Consider the following 19,462-nt stretch of genomic DNA (forward strand, 5'->3'; position numbering starts at 1 on the left):
ATGAGCACGAGCGAGAAAGAGGGCGCAGGTTTCGACATTGTCGCGCGCCACGGTGACAAGGCCCGCGCGGGCGTGATCCACACGCCGCACGGTGATATTCAGACCCCGGCGTTTATCCCGGTGGGGACCAAGGCAACGGTGAAATCGGTGCTTCCGGAGTCGATGGCGGGGCTTGGCGCGCAAGCGATCCTCGCGAATGCCTACCATCTGTATCTCCAGCCTGGCCATGAGCTCATCGACGGGGCCGGCGGGTTCGGTGCCTTCATGAACTGGCATGGCCCCACGTACACCGACTCGGGCGGTTTCCAGGTCATGAGCCTTGGCGCGGGCTTTCAGAAGGTGCTTTCCGAATCCTTTGCGGGAAATGACCGCGCGAGCACGCCTGATGGCACCGATCACGCGACGAAGAAAGGCAAGGAACGTCTCGCGCACGTGGACGACGACGGCGTGAACTTCCGCAGTTTTATCGACGGTTCGGAGCATCGATTCACGCCCGAGTTCTCCATGCAGATCCAGCACTCGCTCGGGGCAGACATCATGTTTGCGTTTGACGAGCTCACAACTCTCATGAATTCGCGTGGCTATCAAGAAGAAGCCCTCGAGCGCACGCGGTTGTGGGCCGAACGCTGCATCGCCGAACACAAACGCCTCACCGAGGAACGCGAAGGAAAGCCCTACCAGATGCTGTGGGGCGTTATCCAGGGTGCGCAGTACGAAGACCTGCGGCGCAAGGCCTCGCGTGACCTCGGTGCCATGACCGTTGACGGCTGGCAGTTTGACGGTTTCGGCATCGGCGGCGCGCTCGAGAAGGAAAACCTCTCGACGATCGTTGGATGGGTGACCGACGAGCTGCCCGAAGAAAAGCCGCGCCACCTCCTTGGTCTTTCTGAGATGGATGACCTTTTCGCGGGCATCGCCGCGGGAGCGGACACGTTCGATTGCGTTTCCCCGTCACGTGTCGCGCGCAACAGCGCCGTGTATACCGCACGGGGCCGCGTGAACCTCACGGGTTCGAAGTACCGCACGCAGTTCGCCCCAATCGACGAGAGGTGTGACTGCTATACGTGCACCCACTACACCGCCGCCTACATCCACCATCTTTTTAAGGCGAAGGAAATGCTGTCGTCGACCCTGTGCACGATCCACAACGAGCGCTTCGTTGTGCGTCTCGTCGAGGAGATTCGCGGGGCGATTTCGAGCGGCGACTTCGAGGCACTTCGTGAGGAGCGCACGGGCGCCTACTACGGCGAGTACCGCTAGGTCGGGCCCTGTTTCGATAGTGTTGAGGCGTGAGTGTGAGCGATCTTCAATCCTTCGGCGGGCACAGCGCGGCTGAGCGAGCCGAGGCCTACGAGCGTCTTCGCCGCATGTCCACGTGGCGGCTACTTTCCGCAACGAAGGCGCCCGCAACCCTCGCGATTTTGCAGACCGTTTTTCCCGCGGGCGACCGTCGGCTTGATCGATCGGAGCTTGTGGCGCGCGTGGCGAGCCACCTGGATCTGCTACGAGGCGATGATGATGTCCAGCGCGGAGCCTCGGACTACGTTGATGCGTGGGTGCGAGAAGGCTACTTGACTCGGCGCGACGACCCCACGACAGTCGAGACGACCTTCGAGCTTTCCGTCTCGACTGTCGAAGCGATCGGCTTTATCTCTTCTCTCGAGGAGCATCGCCCCACCACCACTGAATCGCGCCTCACGCTCGTCATGCAGCAATTCGAGCGCCTCGCTGAAGACACCGAGGGCGACCTGGACGTGCGCCTTCGCGGGCTGCAGCTACGCCGCGCGCAAATCGAGCGGGAAATTCAGGCGCTGAGCGAGGGTGAGCTCATGCTGCCCCCAGCAGAACACTCCGCGGAGCGTCTTCGCGACATCCTTCAGGTGGCCGACGAGCTTAGCGGTGACTTCCTTCAGTACCGCGAGGATCTTCGCGCAGTTGACCTGAACCTTCGCGAGCAGATTCTCTCGCCCGAGGGTTCGCGCGGCGAGGTTCTCGAGCAGCTGCTCGCGGGAGACGATCTCCTCGGCCAGTCCAAAGTGGGCAAGACCTTCACGGCGTTCTTCCGGATGCTCAATGATCCGAAGCTCAACGAGCGCGCCCAGGACCTCGTGGACCGCCTGCTGACGCGGGACTTCACTCGAAATCTCACGCGCCGTGAGCGCGATCGCCTCGCGAACGTGTTCAGCGACCTTTACGAGCCGGCGCAAGAGGTGCTCGACGTCAAGACTGAGTTATATCGGTCCCTTGCGCGCTTCGTGCGCAGCCAGGATTTCCGCCAGCACCGCGTGCTTCTCGATCTCCTCCAAGAGGCGCAAGGCATCGCCCTTTCGCAAAAGGACACCGTGAGCCACCGCAGGGTCGAGAGTATTGACCTGGGTCTCTCGCGCTCGCAGATGAACTCCGTCGCGCAGTATCTCCTCAAGGACCCGAGCGATCCGGGAGTGCCACCTGAAGCGGAGGTCCACGATGCCTCACGCCTGAGCGTCGAGGTACTCGACGAGCTTGTGCGCACCAACGACATCGATCTCGTGGGTCTCTCTTCATCCGTCAACGACGTCGTTAAGGTGAAGGGGCAAGCGAGTATCGGTCAGGTCGTGCGAGAGCAGGGCGCTCCGCAAGGTCTCGCGAGCATTATCGGGCTCATGTTCCTTGCGACGGCACACGCCAGCGCGCGCGAAGGAGACACGGAGATCGTTCGCTGGCGCGAAGACGCGCTCGAGGGAGCCGGAACCGATTATGTGGCGCGAGTACCGGCGTTCTTCTTCCTCAGCGAGGTGCCTGAGCCGTAGGAGCCACGGCGGGCAGCACCGCACTCTTATGCCTCGCCGTGGAGACGGCGATGCCGGCAATCAGCATCGCGATGAAGCGCACCACGTCGAAGACAAATGGCGCGAGGACGAGCGGGTAGGTGAAGTACGAAAGCTTCTCGAAGGCCTTCGAGCCGATGCTTCCAAGCGTGCGGGCACTTTCTTGGAGAGCGGGGAAAAGGGACAAGAACCAGGGGCCGAGGACCACGCCCCAGACTACGGCGTTGAAAACGAGACCCACCCCGAAAACGATGGCGGAAATCTTTCCGAATCGTGCGGCACCCGGCGTGGGGCAGTGTTTGATCGCACGGATGACTGCTGGCAGGGATGCGAGAATAAGCGCGTTTGCAGCGAGCGCCGCGACAACGCACACGAGAACCGAGCGCACGACCGTGAAAAAGAGAGTGTTGACGCCTCTGAAGGCGGGCATCGTGTTCGGGGGGTCCTCGATGAAAATCGGGAAGACGAGAAGGACGAGAGCGACGCCGGGCGCGAGGAAGAGGAGAGCAAGGGCGATCGAAGAGAGAACCACCCATACGCGCGCAAGGTCACGATGGTCGCGTTTCGAGTGCATGGTTGACGACATGGTCACGGTGCTTCAACCTCCTGCGGCGATGATTGTGTGCGGTACACCCGAATTCCGGCGAAGAGGAGATAGACAAATCTCGCGATGTCGAGGAGCGGGGGGATCACGAAAGCGGCGAGCAAGAAAGGCACCGCAACGTTTCGTGCAGCCTCGCTGTTTGACGTCACCGCCTCGAGAACATTCATCACCACGAGGTAGAGCACGACGAACACGATGAAGCTGAGAACCACGAAAATGGGGCCCAGCACGAAGTAGATGAGCGAATGAATGTTCTTTTGGCGAACCTTGCGGGTGCACCGCTTGAGAGCGGTGTAGGCAAAGGGGAAGGAGAAAAGAGCGAGAAGGTTCGCACCAACTATCCCGATGATGAGGAGAGTGGCGACCGATTTCAGGTATTCCACGAGAGAATCGAACTGCTGTGCGTAGATGGCCACACTCCCGGCGCTCTCGGGTAAGGGCGAGGCGGGATCGTCGAACGAGAAGGTGAAAAGAATAATCGGCAGCAGGGGGATCATCACCAGTGCGAGCGCGCTGAAAAGGATCCACAGCGCCGCGGGGCCGCGATGAGAGGGGGGCGCCTGTACAGCCACGGTACCTCCCTAACTAGGTGAAAGGTGATGTGCGTAACTCTACGGTACCGGAATGGCGCGCTGGAAGATCCGACGGTTGCCCGGCCTCTATCGATACCCGTGGAGCGGGCCGAAGCTCGGAGTCGTACGCCACGAATCCCGCGAAGACCATGACGGCGAATCGCACGAGATCGATCGCCAAAGGGACGATGAACGCTCCGAGGAACAGCATGGACTTGATGCCCTCCCATTCCACTCGAACCGTTCCGGTTGCCGGGTCCATTGCGACCTCGCTTGGCAGATTCCAGAAGATCCCCACAAGAGTCACGGCGCTCGCAACCTCGAGGAGCGGCCCGACGACGAAGAAGATGATCGCCGCGGCAGCGAACCACATCCGCCCCGTACGCTCCAATCGCGTGAGAGCCGTAATCGCGAATGGAATTGCGGTGAGACCGGCGAGATTGCCCGCGCCGAGAAAGGCAGTGAAGATCAGCGCAGCAACGAAGATATGCGCGACGATGTCATTGAGACCGCCGAGCGGGGAATGAGTTCCCGGCGGATCAGGAACGTGAAAGGGAAAAAGTGCCATGAACACCGGAGGGGCGATCGGTGCTGAAAGCGCGCAGACAAGGGCGATCGAGGCGAGAACGATCCACACCCGCGCGGGTATTCGAGGATCTGCAACGGTTGGCTTGGATGCGGTCACGGCGGCTCCTTCGACTGGCGCAAGGTGACGCCTCGAGCCTATGGAGGATGGCGTGGATACGGAGTCACGCGCCCGAGAATTGTGGATAACTCTCGCATGGCCGGTAGGCTGAAGGGCGTGGAAAACGAGGAGGGCTCGCGCATGCGTGAACACGAGGAGACAGCCGATGGCGCCGCCACGCCCGAGACGATGTCGGGTATCGAAAGCGACGACTGGGCACTCGCAAGCGACGACGAAGACCTCACCTACGCCGGCTCAACCGGGGGCGCGCTCGTGGATGACTCCCGCCGCGTCCTCGTCGCTCTCCTCCAAGGCCCCTACCTTGACGGCCGCCGCGACCCGCAGCGTTACGGCCAACTCCTTCGCGATCGCGCCTACATCGAGCAGCGCCTTGCCGACATGTTCCTCGACCTTGTTCTCGACGACGACGCGCAGGTCGCGTTTGTGCGTCAAAGCGAGGACGACCCCGACGCCCCGAAACTTCTTCGCCGACTCACCGGTCTCAACCGGCTCGATACCGTCCTTCTCCTCGTGCTGCGCCAGCACCTTCTCACGCAGTCCTCGCGAGGGCAGCGCGCGGTCGTGAGCGAAGCGGAGCTCCTCGCGAACATCGCCCCCTACCGCCGATCGACCTCGACCGACGAAGCGGGTTTCGCAAAAGACATTCGATCCTCGATTGCAAAAATTCAGCGCGCGGGCCTCCTTGAAGAACAGGGCGACTCCTTCGAGGTCTCGCCCGTGCTCAAACTCATGATCAACCCCGATACCGCGCGCACCTTCATCGATCTCTACGAGCGTGCGGGTGACGACGTCACGGGTGCCGCAAACGCGCTTGACGATTCCCGCGCCACAACCGAAGGACAGGCCGAATGAGTTCCACGAGCGGAGATACGCCCATGAGCGACGCGCAAAATGCCCTCGACGGCCTGGGCGAGGCAAGCGTCGGAACCGCCGCCGAAACCCCTCAACGTGACGTGACGGACCACGAACACCCCCACCCTGGCCAATGGCGCCTCAACCACGTGCAGTTGAGTAATTGGGGGACTTTCCACGGAACCCACGACCTCGAGATCAGCTCGAAGGGCTACTTCCTCACGGGCGGCCCCGGCACGGGTAAATCCACACTTCTCGACGCGATTAGCGCTCTCCTCACCCCACCGCGCACCCTCCATTTCAACGCTGCCGCTTCCGATGCGGGACCGCGCAGCGCCAAGTACCGCCGAACCGTGGCGAGCTACGTGCGTGGGGCATGGGCAATGCACTACGACGCCGCGACCGGAGAATTCAGCCAGGAAGTGCTGCGCGAGAACACGACGCTGAGCGTCGTGAGCCTTCGCTTCGGCAACGGGCTCGGTGAAACCCTGCAGCTTACGCGCATGTTCCTCCTTCAGTCGGGGCACAGCGCCGATTCGGATGTCAGAAGCCTCTACGTCATTTCCTCGAAGCCTTACGACGTCGCCGACCTTCGCCCATTTGTCAGCACGAGCATTGAAGGGCGTGAGCTCGAAAGGGCCCTCGAAGGCACCGAAACCTTCCGCCAGTTCCGTGAATACCGCGCGCGTTTCAGCCAGATTCTTGGCATCCCCGACGAAAAGGCGCTCGGGCTTCTCCACAAAATTCAATCAGCGAAGGAACTTGGCGACGTCAACGCGCTGCTTCGCGACTACATGCTCGACGAACCCCGCACGTTCGACCTTGCCGACCAGGCCCTTGCCAACTTCCAAAACCTTTCCGAGGTGTACGACGCGCTCGTGACCGCGCGCGAGCAACGTGACGTTCTCACGGGCCTGCGCGAAGCCGACAAGGTGTGGCGCGAGGCGCGTTCTCGAGGAAGCGAGCTCGTGGACCGCCGAAACGATATCGACGTCTTTGCCGCACAGCATCTCGTGCGTCTCCTCGCCGATGAAAAAGATCGGCTTACGCGCGATCAGGACAGGCTTCGCGCCCACCGCAACCGCCTCTCACAAGACATCGCCGAAGCGCGTGGCGACCTCGCCCAGCTCAAAGAGCAGCGCAAGAGCGCCGGTGGCGGTGAGATCGACGCCTGGAAGAAGCAGATTGCGGGCCTCGAGGTCGAACGCGACCGCCGCCGCGAACGCGCAACCGAGTTCTCGGGACAGCTCGCGCTCGCGGACCTTCATACGCCCTCGAACGAAGAAACGTTCATGCAAACCCAGCGCGAGGTTGCGAAACTGCGCTCGACGCTCGAAGACGACGAGAAGAACGAAGCGCAGGTTCAGTGGGAGGCCGAAGCCAAAGTGCGTGAGCACGCCCACGCGCTTGAGACGACTCGCCAGGAACTCGCCTCGCTCACGAAGCGTGCCTCGAACCTTCACTCTGACGACGTGGCCCTTCGCGATCTTCTTGCCGAGCGGATCGGCGTGGCCCCCACAGATTTGCCGTTTGCGGCCGAGCTGCTCCAGGTGCGCGCGGGCGAAGAGGAATGGACGGCCGCGGCCGAGCAGGCCCTGCGGGGCCTCGCACGTTCGATCCTCGTTCCCGAGCGTGCCTACCGCGCCTTCGCCCGTGAAATTGACGGCATGAAACTTCGCAGGCGCGTGTCCTACAACCGCATCAACACGAGCGTGAAAACCGCTCCGAAGAAACTCGGCGATCGCTCACTCGGCGCGAAGATTGAGATCCGCGAGGGTGAGTTCCACGAGTGGCTCTCGAACGAGGTTGCCTCGCGCATGGATTACCTATGCGCGGAAACCCTCGAGGAATTCACGAAGCACCCTCGCGCGGTACTCCGCTCGGGCCAGATCAAGCATTCCGCGACTCGTCACGAGAAGAACGCCGAGAGGCAGATCAGCGATCGATCTAGCTGGGTTCTCGGCTTCGACAACCGCGCTAAGCGCGCAGTGTTCGAGGCCGAGCGCACGCGCGTTGAGCAGGCCCTCTTTGAGGCGCAGGCCCGTCGTCGCGATCTCGAAAAGGAAGCCCACTCTCGGCGTGAGAAGCTTTTCGCTCTCCAGGCAATCCAGGCAGTGACTTGGGACGACGTAGACGCCGCGAGCGTCGCGCGCCGCATCGCCAACCTCGAGGACATGGTGCGCGCCGCCGAAGATGGCTCGAGTGCCCTCACCCAAATCGCGCGTCAAATCGATCAGGTCGAGATGTCGATTAGCGAAGGCGACGAGGAGCTCCTCGAGATCGTGGGCCAGCTCGGGCGTGTCAACGAACAGCTCGACCAGATCAGCGAGCGTCACCTTCAGGCCGAGGCTCAGATTGAGGAGCGCACCCTCGATGATGCGACAAGCACAGACTTGGAGGGGCGTTTCCGCGCCATCGCGCCTACGCTGCTCCTTTCCAACATCGACCAGGTCACGCGCGATGCCTCAGCGACCCTCGATGCCGAGCTCATGGCACTCACGAAGAAAACCGCACGCGCCGAAGAGGACATGCGCACGGCGATGCGCGAATTCACGCGGCGCTGGCCAGCTGACGGCGCCGACGTCGACACGTCGCTTGAGGCGGCCCCCGAATATCTCGCGATCCTCCGCGGCATTGAAGAGGAAAAGCTTCCCGAGGTCGAGGATCGCTTCTTCGAATTCTTCACATCGAACACCCTCGGCGACGTGCAGGCCCTCGCAACAGCTATCGCGCGAGAGCCCGCGCAAATCCGCAAACGCCTCGCGAAGATCAACGAGCTGCTTGCCCAGGTCGAATTCCACGAGGGTCGCTACCTTCAGCTCTCGATGCGGCCGGTTCACCTTGCGGCCCTGGACGAGTTCAAGCGCGCCCTGAACGAGGCGACGAACTCGAGCCTCGAGAACGACCTCACGCTCGACCGCGACAAGGCCGAGGAGCGCTTCCTTGCTCTCCAGCACCTCATGGATATCATCACGAAGGCTCGAACTCGCGAGGATCTCGCCTCACGCGCGATCCTCGATGTGCGCCGCCACGTCCACTTCCACGCCGAAGAAGTGAACGACGCGGGCGAGGTAGTGCACGCGCATGAATCGGGTGGCCCGCTTTCGGGTGGCCAGAACGAGCGCCTCACGACGTTCTGCCTCGCCGCGGCGCTGCGTTATCAGCTCGCCGGGACCGGCGTGGACGTGCCCCGCTACGCCCCCATCATCATCGACGAGGCGTTTAGCAAGGGTGCGGGCAAATTCATCACCGCCGCGATGGAGTCCTTCCGCCACTTCGGCTTCCAGGTAATCCTCGCGAACCCCGGCAAGAACCCCCAAGCCCTCGCGCCCTTCATCGGCGGCGTGGGAGTCGTGTCGATCCGCGAGGACCGCTACTCCTCCGTGAGCCCCATCGACTTCATCCCTGCTGCGTAGCGTTTGCGGTGAGCTCCTCGAGCGCGCTGAGGGGGATCGGGAGCCACTCCGGGCGGTTCTGTGACTCATACACGGCCTCGTAGGCGGCTTTGTCGAGCTCGAATACGCGGAAAAGGAAGCGCAAATCTTCCGTGCTTTGCCCGCCGCCGCGTGCAGCCGACTGAGCGAGGTACGCCTCGATGAAGGACTCCCGGGCGGCATGGGCCCACTCGCGCGCATCGATGCCTTCGTTGAGCTCGACATACGCCGCCGCGTAGTCGATGCTCCGTAAAATCCCGGCGACATCCCGGCACGGCGAATCGGGCTTCACGCGCTCTGACATGGGCCGAAAAGGCTCTCCCTCGAAATCGAGGAACACCCAGCCTTCACTCGGCGAATTAAGGACCTGCCCGAGGTGAAGGTCGCCGTGAATGCGCTGGAACGGCGGCCATTCGACGCGCAATGCGCGCGTGAACACCTCATTCGCGGCCTCGGTAAAGCTTTCGAGAACGGGAAGAGCCTCGGCGTGATGCACGAAGCGCCGCTTCATCGACTCGAGCGTGAGCGCACGTACGTTAGTGCTCGCGGGCTCGGTGGGCAGCGCCTTCGCGAGGTCCGTGTGGATCTGCGCAAGGGATGTGCCTAGGTCTGACGCTTGCCCCGCAAAATCGATGCCCTGGGCAGCGGCAATGAGAGCCTCACGCCACGCATCTTGGACGTGTGGAAGGAAGCGGTTGAGGAGCGCGACGTCGGTTCCGCCAAGCGCGTCCGTCCCACTGACGTAGCCGAAGAAGTCGGGGATTTGCGTATTGCCTTCCGCTTGCAGTGCCTCCTGAAGCTCCGCATCGGGGTTTGTGCCTTCGTGGAGGCGGCGGAAGAGCTTGAGGATATATTCATTGCCGCTTTCCGTGTGGATGATGAGCGACGTATTTGATTGTTCTCCCACGAGGCGCTCGGTAGACGTAATCGCTTGCAGATCCTCACGAACGCGATGCGCGGTCGGGTCAAACAGTGTGGGCTCGAGGTTGAGCCCTTCGCCTGAAGCCCCCTCGAAAAGAGCGCGTGCGAGTAGCGCTCGGGCGCGGTCGATTCCCGTCGCGTCGTACACATTGTACGATCCAAACGGTGTCTCGACCTGCGTAATAAGATTCTCGAGTTCGCCTTCCTCGACCCGGCCGTCCTTATTCCACGCAACGGGGAATGCAAAGCGCACGCCGTCATCCGCACCGAGAGACACAAACGACACGACGAGGTGCTCGTCCTCTGCGAGGCGAGTCCAGCCCGCAATCTGCAGTTGCGGTACCTCACGGGATGAAAGAGCACCCCAGCGCTGCCCCATGATGAAGCGCGCGGCATCCTCGAGGAACGACTCGCGGCGAACATGATCGGAAAACACGATGCTGAGCATGGGACTCCCTACGCTGGGATACTTGGGTGCTCTAAGACTATCGTCGCTGGTAGTGTGGCGGGTGAATTCGAGGCAGTTGTGGGAGGCGGAATCGTGCGCAAGAAATCGATTCTCAGCCGTGCCCTCGCGCGGACCGCAGCGTGCGCGCTTGTCATTGCAGCAACTGTCGGACCCGCTCTCGCCCCCGCGCCTTTCGCTCCAGGCGGAGTTCCCCTCGTTCCAGCCGCGCACGCGCTCGGTGAAGACGGGCCTTTCACCCTGCCGGCGGATCCGGCCGCGCTCAAAGACACCGCGTCTCTCGGAAATACGGGAACCTTCGACCTCCTCTTCATGGTGGGATCGGAGGATCTTGAGTCCCTCGATCTCGATTCGATGAAACTTCTCGCGAGCAGTGAGTCGCGCGAGGCGAAGCCCACAAAGGGAGGGAGGAAACTCTTGATCGAGGGGGTTGGAGAATGGTCCATCAACGACACTCGCATCACGTTCACCCCCGAGAATCCCAGAGCGGGAGGATCCCACAGCGTGCGGTTCTCGGTGCGTTCAAAAGCCGGCTACGAATCAACCCCCGTGACCGTTACCGTGACCTACCCCGGGGTTCAGAATGTGAGTGCTCGCGCCTCCGAAGGCGAAAAGGTCACGATCCCACTGCCAAATGGAACAGGGCACGTTGACCCAAAGTCCCTTGCATTTACCCTTGACGGACTTCCTGCGGGAAGCGCACTCGTCGATGACGGCACTCGCCTGATTGTGCCCGAGGAAGGAACGTGGACACTCACGACCGAAGGCAAACCGCGCGTGACATTCACGCCGCGTCGCGAGAGGCTCGGTACCCAACCACGGCCCGTCACCATGACCGGCGACGACACGAAAGGGCATCCAGTTGCGCAGGGGACGGTGACCGTGAAAACCCCAGCGATCAGGGACATCACGGGAGCCGCGAAATACGGCCAACCAGTCTTTTTCGACCTTACGAACGCCACGAAGAATATCGATCCCGCTACGCTCGAACTAGCGCCATTCGGCGGCGATACGTCGTACTTCACTTCCGAAGATGGTTTATCCGTGACTGTGGCTGACCAGGGAACGTGGGCGCTCGACCGGAATGCTCGAAAGCTCACGTTTACCCCGCTCGGTGACCGAGTTCGCGACGTCACACCCATGGGTATCAAGGGTGCAGACCCAATTGGCAACAGGTCATCGGTTGCCCCCGTGAGCGTTGGTTATCCCCAGGTCGGGGCCCGCTATACGGCAGTGAAGTGGGGCCAGGCCGCGATGTTCACCCCGCTCGACGGGTCGCTCAACGTCCAACCCTCAACCTTCGCTTTCTCCGATCGCGACATGCCCAAGGGCACAACTTTCTCTGCAGACCGCAAGTCGATGATGGTTCCCGCGGAAGGGAAATGGGTCTTCGACACCGAGGCCCGCACCGTGACGTTCACGCCCGACGCGTCGCTCAACGATTCGCCCCACGTCGCGACGTTCACGATCGAAAGCGCCCTCGCCTCTAACACCACCAGCGGAACCCTGCACGCGCAATACGCGAGCGCAGTGCCCACCGCACGCGACGATGAGGCCCTCTCCAATAGCCGCGTCAACTCCGTGACGATCGACGTGCTCGGCAACGACACCCCCGCGAGCCCAGGTCAAGGCTTCGACTCCTCGACTCTCGTGCTCCACAGCTCGAGCGCAACCAATGTTCAGGAGCTCGTTGCTGGTTCGGGTCGCCGCCTCGAAATACCCGAAGAGGGAGTCTTCGAAGTGACGAGCGCTGGCGGTGTGCGATTTACCCCCGCGAGAACCTTTGTGGGGCGAACAAAACCCGTGGAATATACGGTTGAAGACTCGGCGGGGCTTCGCACGAGCGCGCACATCGTGATCGACGTCGAGCCGCTCGTGCCGGGTTCCGGTCCGACCTCGCGCGACGCGGGTCTCAGCGCGATCTACGGACGCCTTATGCCCAGTTCGAGTGCGACCTTTGCTGTTTTCATGACGAGTACGGCGCTTCTCATCTTTACGGGTATCGTCTCCCTGTGGGTAGGAGCGCAAATGCGAAAAGACCGCAAGCTGGATCGCTAAGAGGCTCGGTTCCTAATCAAGGATCTTTCGCGATTCGACACCGAGGTGAGCGAGAAGCGCCTCGTGCGCGCGGATGCGCTCACGAAGCTCATCCGGTTCGATCGATGAGCCCCACGCGTGTTGCGCGATCGCCACAAGACGCGGAAAAAGCATGTACTCGAGGTGGCGTGCCGTCGGAATGAACTGACCGAATGCCGTCGCCTCGATGCCGAGCACGAGCCTTTCTTGCTCCTCGCTGAGTTTCTTCGGAAGCGGCTTTGATTCGAGCACGTCCTCGAGGCTCAACGAGGGGTTTGCACCCGCGGGTTCATTTCGGCCTTGCACGCGGTCAAGCCCGAGAATTGACTCGGGTGCCGCAACCGTCTGGAAACCCCGCGATACCGCGGCCTTCACACCCTTCGGGTCGCGGCCGGCAAGGACGACCGCGTCGTCGGGAACACGCACGAGCGTGGAAGAATCCCACACCGCGAGGCGCTTGCCCTTATCGTGGAGGACTTTAGCCGCGAGGGCGAAGTAACGGCCGAGGATCTCGCTCTCGCGCGAGTACCCCCATTCCTCGCGGCGCGAACGAGCCTCGGGCGAGTGTTCCCATTCTGTAAGCGGCGCATCTTCGCCACCAACGTGAACGAACGGAGAGTCAAAAATATCGGCGACCTGCTCGAGCACATCGCGCACAAACTGGAACGACGCCTCCGATGTCCCAAGCACGTGATCGCTCACGCCCCATGTTTCGCGCACGAGTAGCTGGCGGTTCGGGAAGTTTCCGAGGTTCGGATACGCGGCGACTGCCGCTTGTGCGTGGCCCGGGAGGTTGACACCCGGCACCAGGGTAACGCCACGCGAACGCGCATACTGCACGAGCTCACGCAGTTCATCCTGCGTGTAGAAACCGCCGTGGCGATCCTCGGCGAACGTGTCCTCACCTTCGAACTGCGGTGTACCTTCGACCGTGCGCTCGCGCCACGCACCCACCTCCGTGAGTCGCGGGTAGCCACTCACCTCGAAACGCCAGCCCTGATCATCCGTGAGATTCAGGTGCAGCACGTTCATGCGGTAGACAGCCATGACGGTAATGAGTCGCTTGAGGTCTTCAACCGGCAGAAAGTGCCTCGCGGGGTCCACGAGGAGCCCGCGCCACGCGTGCGCCGGGGAATCGCTGAGCGTGAGTGCCGGGATGCGGTATGTGGGATCCGACGGTTGCTCGCTCGCCACGGTCGCCGCGTTCGCGAGCTGTGACCTCACCGCAGAAAGGTGCACGATCTGTGCGAAAGCATTGCGGCCATCGGCGAGCGCAGCCTCGCTGCCGGCGGTAATCGACGCACCCTTTTCGTGGATCGTGAGCGAGAAATTGGTGCGGGGGAGATCCTTGTTCACGCCGACTGTGACCTCACCGAAAGGATCCGTGGTCACCCAGTCCTCCGCCGGGGTCTCGCCCCAGCGCACCGAAAGCGGTTCGGGAATGAGGGGGAGAGGAGCGCTATTGAGCTCAGAGTTCGTGGACATGTCACTCCTTGAGTAGATGGCGGTCCCTGTGCGCGACTGCGTAAAGACACAGCTCAACCCTGCCACGTGGGGATAGGCGCACGCTGGAAGAAAAGGAGCGAAGTGGTCAGGGCGCCGTCGGATATAAAAACGGGCAGCCCCGAGGGGCTGCCCGCATAGACTGACCGGTGTGGCCTCGATCCTCTTCCCACGACGCTTAGCGTCAGGATCGAACCCCTCTACCGATCAGCGGTACGTGACGAAGACGACCTTCGAGGTCCAGATGTCCCGGTAGACAACCTGATTGCGCGAGCGGCTCGCGTCCACAATCTTCCCGTTACCAGCGTAAATTCCGACGTGACCGTAGTTGCGCTGCGTGAACACCACGAGATCGCCTACGCGAGCTTCGCTTTCGGAAATGATTTTTCCGCCGAATGCCTGCTTGCGGGCCGTACGTGGGATCGAGATGCCGTGCTCACGGTAAACGGTCGAGGTGAGTCCTGAGCAATCGAAGCCTGAACGGGACGAACCGCCCCACACGTACGGTGTGCCGAGGTACTTCTTGGCGCTTTCGACGATAGCTTCACCCGAGGCATCGGATTTCGCCGAAGTACTCGAGGCTGGAGCAGGTGCCGATGTGTTGGCAGATGAGGCTTTTGCGATCGTAACGTTGCCCGAGTTGAGCTTGCCCCACGTGCGGGGACCTACAACGCCATCAACGCCAACGCCGGCTGAAGACTGGAAGTTGCGTACGGCGTTATAGGTGGCGCGCCCGAAGACTCCGTCGGCCTTGATGTTGGCGCCTGAATTGTTGAGCAGGTTCTGGAGGTTCTTCACGGCATCACCACGGTTGCCCCTGCGGAGCTTCGGAGTGTTGCTGACTGCCGTCGAGCTCTTCGAGGCGGCGGCCGAGCCAGCACCCGAGCTGAGTTTGCCCCACGTGCGGGGACCTACAACGCCATCAACGCCAACGCCAGCCGAGGACTGGAAGTTACGTACGGCAGTGTTCGTGCCACGGCCGAAAACACCGTCAACTTTGATGTTGGCGCCAGCGTTGTTGAGGAGGCTCTGCAGGTTCTTGACAGCCTCGCCGCGCGATCCGGGGCGCAACTTCGGCGTACTGTTCACTGCGGTCGGATTTTTCGATCCGAGAGCTGAGCGGGTACGGGCGCCAACGACGCCGTCAACACCGATACCGGCGGAGGACTGGAACGTCACCACTGCGTTACGGGTTCGGCGGCCAAAGGATCCGTCAACGTTGATGTTCGCGCCGTGGTGGTTGAGGAGCGATTGGAGTGCCTGGACGCGCTGGCCGGAGTGGCCCGTGCGAAGCGGCGACGAGCCAAGCGCGGAAATCGGAGGAAGCTTTGAGCTTGCCTGCGAAACAGGCCCACGTTGAGTCGAAGTGGCAGCGTCAGCGGGAGCGAGCCCAAGACCGGTTGCGGCCGTGGCGGCGACGGCGGTGAGGGCGGCGGCGCCAACGGCACCTTTCGAGACAGGGGCGAGAAGGCTGCTGTAGTCGATAACGGCGGGGCCTTCGGCACGGTGGGTGCCGCGCTGTGCGGTACGAAGCATAAGAGAGCAACTTTCCTACCCTCGCGATTGGTGCTCACACCAATTCCCGCCACAGGGTGCACATCGAGGAAGCTCCCCCCGAGGTGACGGGAAGCGATCACGGGGGGTGAGCCACGTGCATGGCCCGCGCTCCACCTTAGGTGAGGAAGGGGGGAGCCTGGAACTCTCAGGAATCAATCAGGAGCGCTAATTTGCCAAACTTTTACTGTTATTTGCCCAAAGTGATGCTGTCACGGCTTTCCAAAAGAAACTCATCGTGGTAGTTACACGCGTGTAATTTGAGGAGGTATATTGAACGGAAGATTGTGATGTAACAGGGAAACGAAAAAACCTCCGCCGAAGCGGAGGCTTTTCCTTTGAGTCGGGGTGACAGGATTTGAACCTGCGACCTCTTCGTCCCGAACGAAGCGCGCTACCAAGCTGCGCCACACCCCGGAAGCTTCGCTAGGGCTGCGGAGCCCTCGGAACCTCATCAACTATAGCGTCTAGCCTCGGCGCGAAGCTAATCGATGTGGCGTGATTGCCACCACCGCGGTGTGCTTGAAGGATCAGGTGAGGCGCGGTTTAAGGGTAAGGAGTGTGACCTCGGGCCGATTTGCAAAGCGCATGTTATGGAAGGGGCTCGCGCCAATACCTCCACTCACATGAAGTGGCACGCCGCGGTGATAACTGAGGCCCTTGGCCTGAGAGCGCGGAAGGTCGCAATTCGTGACGAGTGCACCGAAGTAGGGCAGCGCGAGCTGGCCACCGTGGGTGTGCCCCGCAAAAATGAGATCGCACCCGTCGTCTACAAACTGATCGAGCACGCGACGATAAGGTGCGTGAGTCACTCCAATCTTGAAGCGAGCGTGGCTCGTGAGCGACGCACTTTGATTTGTGAGCGGAGGAAACTCGTCGTGCTCGAGGTGTGGGTCGTCTACCCCTACGACCTCGACATCACATTGCGGAAGCTCGAGCACGGTGCGGGCATTCGACACATGTGCCCAGCCGCCGGACGTAAGACGATCGACGAGACGATCAACGGGAAGTGGAGGATTCGGCACCCCGTCTCGAAAGTTCTTCGGCCGAGGGTCACGAAGGAGGTAGCGAAAGACGTTGCGGCGTGTTGCCGCGTACTTATCGTTTGAGCCGAGGGCGAGAGCGCCCGGTCGCTCAAGGAGGGGCGCGAGGTCGCTCGCAATTGCCTCGATCGCCTCCTCGCTTGCAACGTTATCGCCGGTATTAATGACGAGATCGGGCTTGAGGGGGGCGAGTGAGCGTAAGAATTCGCGTTTCTTTTTTTGCCCGGGGAGAAGGTGCGCGTCGGACATGTGTAGTACTCGTACCGGCTGAGCTCCCTGCGGGAGAACGCGAAGATCGAGTTTGCGCACCTCGAAGAGATTGATCTCAATGTGTCGGGCCCACACGTGGGCTCCTGCGGCAGCTCCGACGGTTGCCAGCATAGCGGCGCCGCCGAGAATAGCGAGTGGCTTAGCCCTAGTCACCGGGGTAGTACTCCTCGTATTCCACATACTCGTCGTAGTCGGGGTCTCCCGGGTAAACATACCTGTAGCCCTCGGGAGCCGCCTCGCGTGCGCCAGCGTTAGTCTCCCCCTCTGAGGGCGCGTTCTGTTGCTGTTCCCCACCCGGCTGAGGGGCGGGGGCTGGGTTGGGCGCGGGAGCACCGCCACCGTCCTCGCTTGAGCCGCTCGAGTCGGGTGTTTGCGGTGCGCGTTGAACTCCCTCAGGCTTCGGCGGGAAGGGGACGGAGGGGAGTCCTTCGTGTGCCTTGATCATGAACTCTTGCCACGTGGGGAGGGAAACGGTGCTGCCCCACACGTTGCCGCGAAGGCGTTGACCGTCAACCGTCACACCCGTCGGCTTTTTATTGGAAGTGGGGTTACCGAACCAGACCGCGGTCGAGAGGTTCTTCGTGAAGCCCACGTACCACGTGTGGTACTGACTGCCGGAGGTGCCGGTCTTCCCGCCCGCGTCGTGACCGGGAATAACCTTGCCTTTACCCGTGCCTTTCGGATCGGAAAGACCTTGCATGAGGGTCCACGACACCGCGTTCGCCACTTCGGGCTTGACAACCTGCGAACACTGCGACTTCGTGAACGGAAGCTCTTTGCCGTTGCGGTCTTTAACGCTTTCGACTGGTTGCGGCTTGCAGTAGTTGCCTTCCGCCGCGAAAGCAGCGTAAGCCGCCGCCATATTCACCATCGGAATGTTGATTTCGCCGATGACCTGAGTCGCGGGCGAAAGGTCGGCACCGAAAATGTCGTTGACGGGCTTTTCCTTGTTCTCGGGGATCGAATCATTCCAATTTCCCGGGACGGCCCCTAGAGCGCGTGACGTTTCCGCGATGCTGCATAGGTCGGTGCGCAGTGCGATATTGGCGTACGCGGTGTTGATCGAAAACTTGGTGGCGTCCAGAACGCTCATCGAGCCATGAATATCCTGGCCTGCATCCTTGAGCCTCCAACCGGAGGCTTCGCGCCACTTCCCGTGGCGAAGGCATTTCGCGGGGAAATTATTGAAGGTATTCGAGCCACGCCCCACGGAGTCCCAAATCGAGCCGCCGTCGCTCAGAAAGGTCGTGAGAACGAACGCCTTGAAGGTCGAGCCAACGGGGAACCCGTTGCCGCCACCCAAGTACTTCGGCGCCGTGTAGTTGAGCGAGGTTTCGCCCGGTTTTGCGTCCTTGTAAGGATTGAAGGTGCGGTTTTGCGCCATGACGCGGATATTGCCGGTACCGGGCTCGACGCTCACGATTGCGTGGCCGAAGCCCGACTCCGAATCGGCCGGAACCTTGCGATTGACGATGTCTTCCGCGACCTTCTGGCGGGCAGGATCGAGGGTCGTCTTGATCGTAAGGCCACCGCCATAAAGGAGCTTTCGGCGATCCTCCTTCGTTTTGCCGAAGGCGGGATCGTTGAGGAGGCTGCGGGTCACATAGTCGCAGAAGAAACCGCTACCACCCGCGGTCGAGCAACCGGCGCGCGCATCGGTAACCTTGAGCATGTCCTCGACGGGCTGGTTCTTTGCTGCCTCGTAATCCTCTTGATTGATATAACCAAGCTGGTGCATGTCATGAAGCACCTGGTTTCGCCTCTTGAAAGCGTTCTTCGGGTGCTTGACAGGATCGTTTCCATTCGGGGAGTTCGTGATTCCGGCGAGGAGAGCAGCTTCGCCGGGCGTGAGATCCGCTGCGCTCTTTGAGAAGTAATGTTGCGCCGCGGTCTCTACCCCGTACTGGGATGGGCCAAACTGCGCGACGTTGAGGTAGCCGTTGAGAATTTCATCCTTGCTCCACTTTTTTTCGAGGGAGATCGCGATTTTCGCTTCGCGGAGCTTGCGGATGAGGGAGGATTCGGTCGCCGCTTGGATAGCTTCATCATCGCCACGTTGGAAGGCATCCATAAGGAGAGCGTTCTTCACGTACTGCTGGGTCAGGGTCGAGCCGCCCTGGAGGCTATTACCAGCAAGGTTCGAGGCAAATGCGCGGAACGTGCCCTGAGGGTCAAAGCCGTTGTGCTGGTAGAAGCGACGATCCTCAATCGCGATGACGGCGTGCTGGAGATCCTCGTCGATTTTGTCGAGGGGAACCATGATCCGGTTCTCGGAGTAGAACGTCGCGAGCAAACTGCCATCGGATGCCTCAATGCGGGAGGCCTCGTTGAGGGGTGCGACATCGAGTTCACTCGGGAGCGAGTTGAACAGGTTCACGCCATCCTTCGCGGCGGCCGACATCGCGGTCACGGCCGGAAGCGCGAAGGCGGCGAGCAGAACTCCCGCGAGGGCACACACGGCGAGCAAGCCTGCGACACCCGTGAACGCTTGGGTGAGAGTGGTAGTCGGTTCGCTCGGATTGGAACGGACCGATGGCTCCTGCTGAGACTCTGGCATGCTCACACCCTACTAAGGCGAACGCGCGAAGGGCAGTATCGCGCGTGTAAAAGTTGTGCGGAGATGCCCGAATTGGGGGTCGCGTCACACTTTCATT

13 protein-coding genes and 1 tRNA gene are annotated in these 19,462 nt (G+C 61.6%); 5 read left to right on the forward strand and 9 right to left on the reverse strand.

The features are described 5' to 3' along the window. The gene (gene tgt, locus M3B90_RS05140) at positions 1-1,260 is read left to right on the forward strand and encodes a tRNA guanosine(34) transglycosylase Tgt (RefSeq protein ID WP_259888950.1); all 1,260 of its coding nucleotides are present in this window, start codon (positions 1-3) and stop codon (positions 1,258-1,260) included. 35 nt (positions 1,261-1,295) lie between these two features. Next, on the forward strand, positions 1,296-2,789 hold the full coding sequence (locus tag M3B90_RS05145) for a DUF3375 domain-containing protein (protein WP_259888951.1): 1,494 nt from the start codon (positions 1,296-1,298) through the stop codon (positions 2,787-2,789). Here M3B90_RS05145 and M3B90_RS05150 read toward each other — a convergent pair. The 3 genes from M3B90_RS05150 to M3B90_RS05160 are packed head-to-tail and all read right to left on the reverse strand — an operon-like array spanning position 2,767 to position 4,668. Next, positions 2,767-3,393 (reverse strand): hypothetical protein, encoded by a 627-nt coding sequence (locus M3B90_RS05150; protein WP_259888952.1) that lies wholly within the window; start codon positions 3,391-3,393, stop codon positions 2,767-2,769. The genes M3B90_RS05145 and M3B90_RS05150 overlap by 23 nt on opposite strands. A 2-nt stretch (positions 3,394-3,395) precedes the next feature. Further along, entirely contained in the window at positions 3,396-3,983 is a 588-nt protein-coding gene (locus M3B90_RS05155) for a hypothetical protein (protein ID WP_259888953.1), read from the reverse strand. Positions 3,984-3,996: 13 nt separating this feature from the next. After that, positions 3,997-4,668, reverse strand: a complete 672-nt coding sequence (locus M3B90_RS05160; RefSeq protein WP_259888954.1) for a hypothetical protein — start codon at positions 4,666-4,668, stop codon at positions 3,997-3,999. Between the two features lie 117 nt (positions 4,669-4,785). Here M3B90_RS05160 and M3B90_RS05165 point away from each other — a divergent pair, with 117 nt between their 5' ends. Both M3B90_RS05165 and M3B90_RS05170 read left to right on the forward strand, forming a co-directional pair. Further along, positions 4,786-5,541 (forward strand): DUF4194 domain-containing protein, encoded by a 756-nt coding sequence (locus M3B90_RS05165; RefSeq protein ID WP_259888955.1) that lies wholly within the window; start codon positions 4,786-4,788, stop codon positions 5,539-5,541. Further along, entirely contained in the window at positions 5,538-8,957 is a 3,420-nt protein-coding gene (locus M3B90_RS05170) for an ATP-binding protein (protein ID WP_259888956.1), read from the forward strand. Before M3B90_RS05165 ends, M3B90_RS05170 begins: the two co-directional genes overlap by 4 nt. On the opposite strand, the gene M3B90_RS05175 is transcribed toward M3B90_RS05170, so the two are convergent. Continuing rightward, entirely contained in the window at positions 8,941-10,344 is a 1,404-nt protein-coding gene (locus M3B90_RS05175; protein ID WP_259888957.1) for a phosphotransferase, read from the reverse strand. The genes M3B90_RS05170 and M3B90_RS05175 overlap by 17 nt on opposite strands. 54 nt (positions 10,345-10,398) lie before the next feature. Here M3B90_RS05175 and M3B90_RS05180 point away from each other — a divergent pair, with 54 nt between their 5' ends. Continuing rightward, entirely contained in the window at positions 10,399-12,420 is a 2,022-nt protein-coding gene (locus M3B90_RS05180) for an Ig-like domain-containing protein (protein ID WP_259888958.1), read from the forward strand. Between the two features lie 12 nt (positions 12,421-12,432). Here M3B90_RS05180 and M3B90_RS05185 read toward each other — a convergent pair whose 3' ends face one another. The 5 genes from M3B90_RS05185 to M3B90_RS05205 all read right to left on the reverse strand — a co-directional run bounded on the left by M3B90_RS05185 (position 12,433) and on the right by M3B90_RS05205 (position 19,365). After that, positions 12,433-13,923 (reverse strand): beta-N-acetylhexosaminidase, encoded by a 1,491-nt coding sequence (locus tag M3B90_RS05185; RefSeq protein WP_259888959.1) that lies wholly within the window; start codon positions 13,921-13,923, stop codon positions 12,433-12,435. Positions 13,924-14,148: 225 nt separating this feature from the next. Next, positions 14,149-15,477, reverse strand: a complete 1,329-nt coding sequence (locus M3B90_RS05190; protein WP_259888960.1) for a peptidoglycan-binding protein — start codon at positions 15,475-15,477, stop codon at positions 14,149-14,151. Between the two features lie 361 nt (positions 15,478-15,838). After that, positions 15,839-15,912 (reverse strand) — tRNA-Pro (locus tag M3B90_RS05195). Positions 15,913-16,025: 113 nt separating this feature from the next. Next, on the reverse strand, positions 16,026-16,961 hold the full coding sequence (locus tag M3B90_RS05200; protein ID WP_259888961.1) for a metallophosphoesterase: 936 nt from the start codon (positions 16,959-16,961) through the stop codon (positions 16,026-16,028). Then, positions 16,954-19,365: a transglycosylase domain-containing protein gene (locus tag M3B90_RS05205; protein ID WP_259888962.1), complete on the reverse strand. Its 2,412-nt coding sequence runs from the start codon at positions 19,363-19,365 to the stop codon at positions 16,954-16,956. Before M3B90_RS05205 ends, M3B90_RS05200 begins: the two co-directional genes overlap by 8 nt. Between the last annotated feature and the right edge of the window lie 97 nt (positions 19,366-19,462).

It is taken from the genome of Dermabacter sp. p3-SID358 (genome assembly GCF_025147465.1).
Taxonomy (GTDB): Bacteria; Actinomycetota; Actinomycetes; order Actinomycetales; family Dermabacteraceae; genus Dermabacter.

Excerpts from the sequence above, each read along its gene's own strand:
- M3B90_RS05170 (WP_259888956.1), top strand. The coding sequence starts at position 5,538 with ATGAGTTCCACGAGCGGAGATACGCCCATGAGCGACGCGCAAAATGCC.
- tgt (WP_259888950.1), top strand. The coding sequence starts at position 1 with ATGAGCACGAGCGAGAAAGAGGGCGCAGGTTTCGACATTGTCGCGCGC.
- M3B90_RS05175 (WP_259888957.1), bottom strand. The coding sequence starts at position 10,344 with ATGCTCAGCATCGTGTTTTCCGATCATGTTCGCCGCGAGTCGTTCCTC.
- M3B90_RS05190 (WP_259888960.1), bottom strand. The coding sequence starts at position 15,477 with ATGCTTCGTACCGCACAGCGCGGCACCCACCGTGCCGAAGGCCCCGCC.
- M3B90_RS05185 (WP_259888959.1), bottom strand. The coding sequence starts at position 13,923 with ATGTCCACGAACTCTGAGCTCAATAGCGCTCCTCTCCCCCTCATTCCC.
- M3B90_RS05205 (WP_259888962.1), bottom strand. The coding sequence starts at position 19,365 with ATGCCAGAGTCTCAGCAGGAGCCATCGGTCCGTTCCAATCCGAGCGAA.
- M3B90_RS05150 (WP_259888952.1), bottom strand. The coding sequence starts at position 3,393 with ATGTCGTCAACCATGCACTCGAAACGCGACCATCGTGACCTTGCGCGC.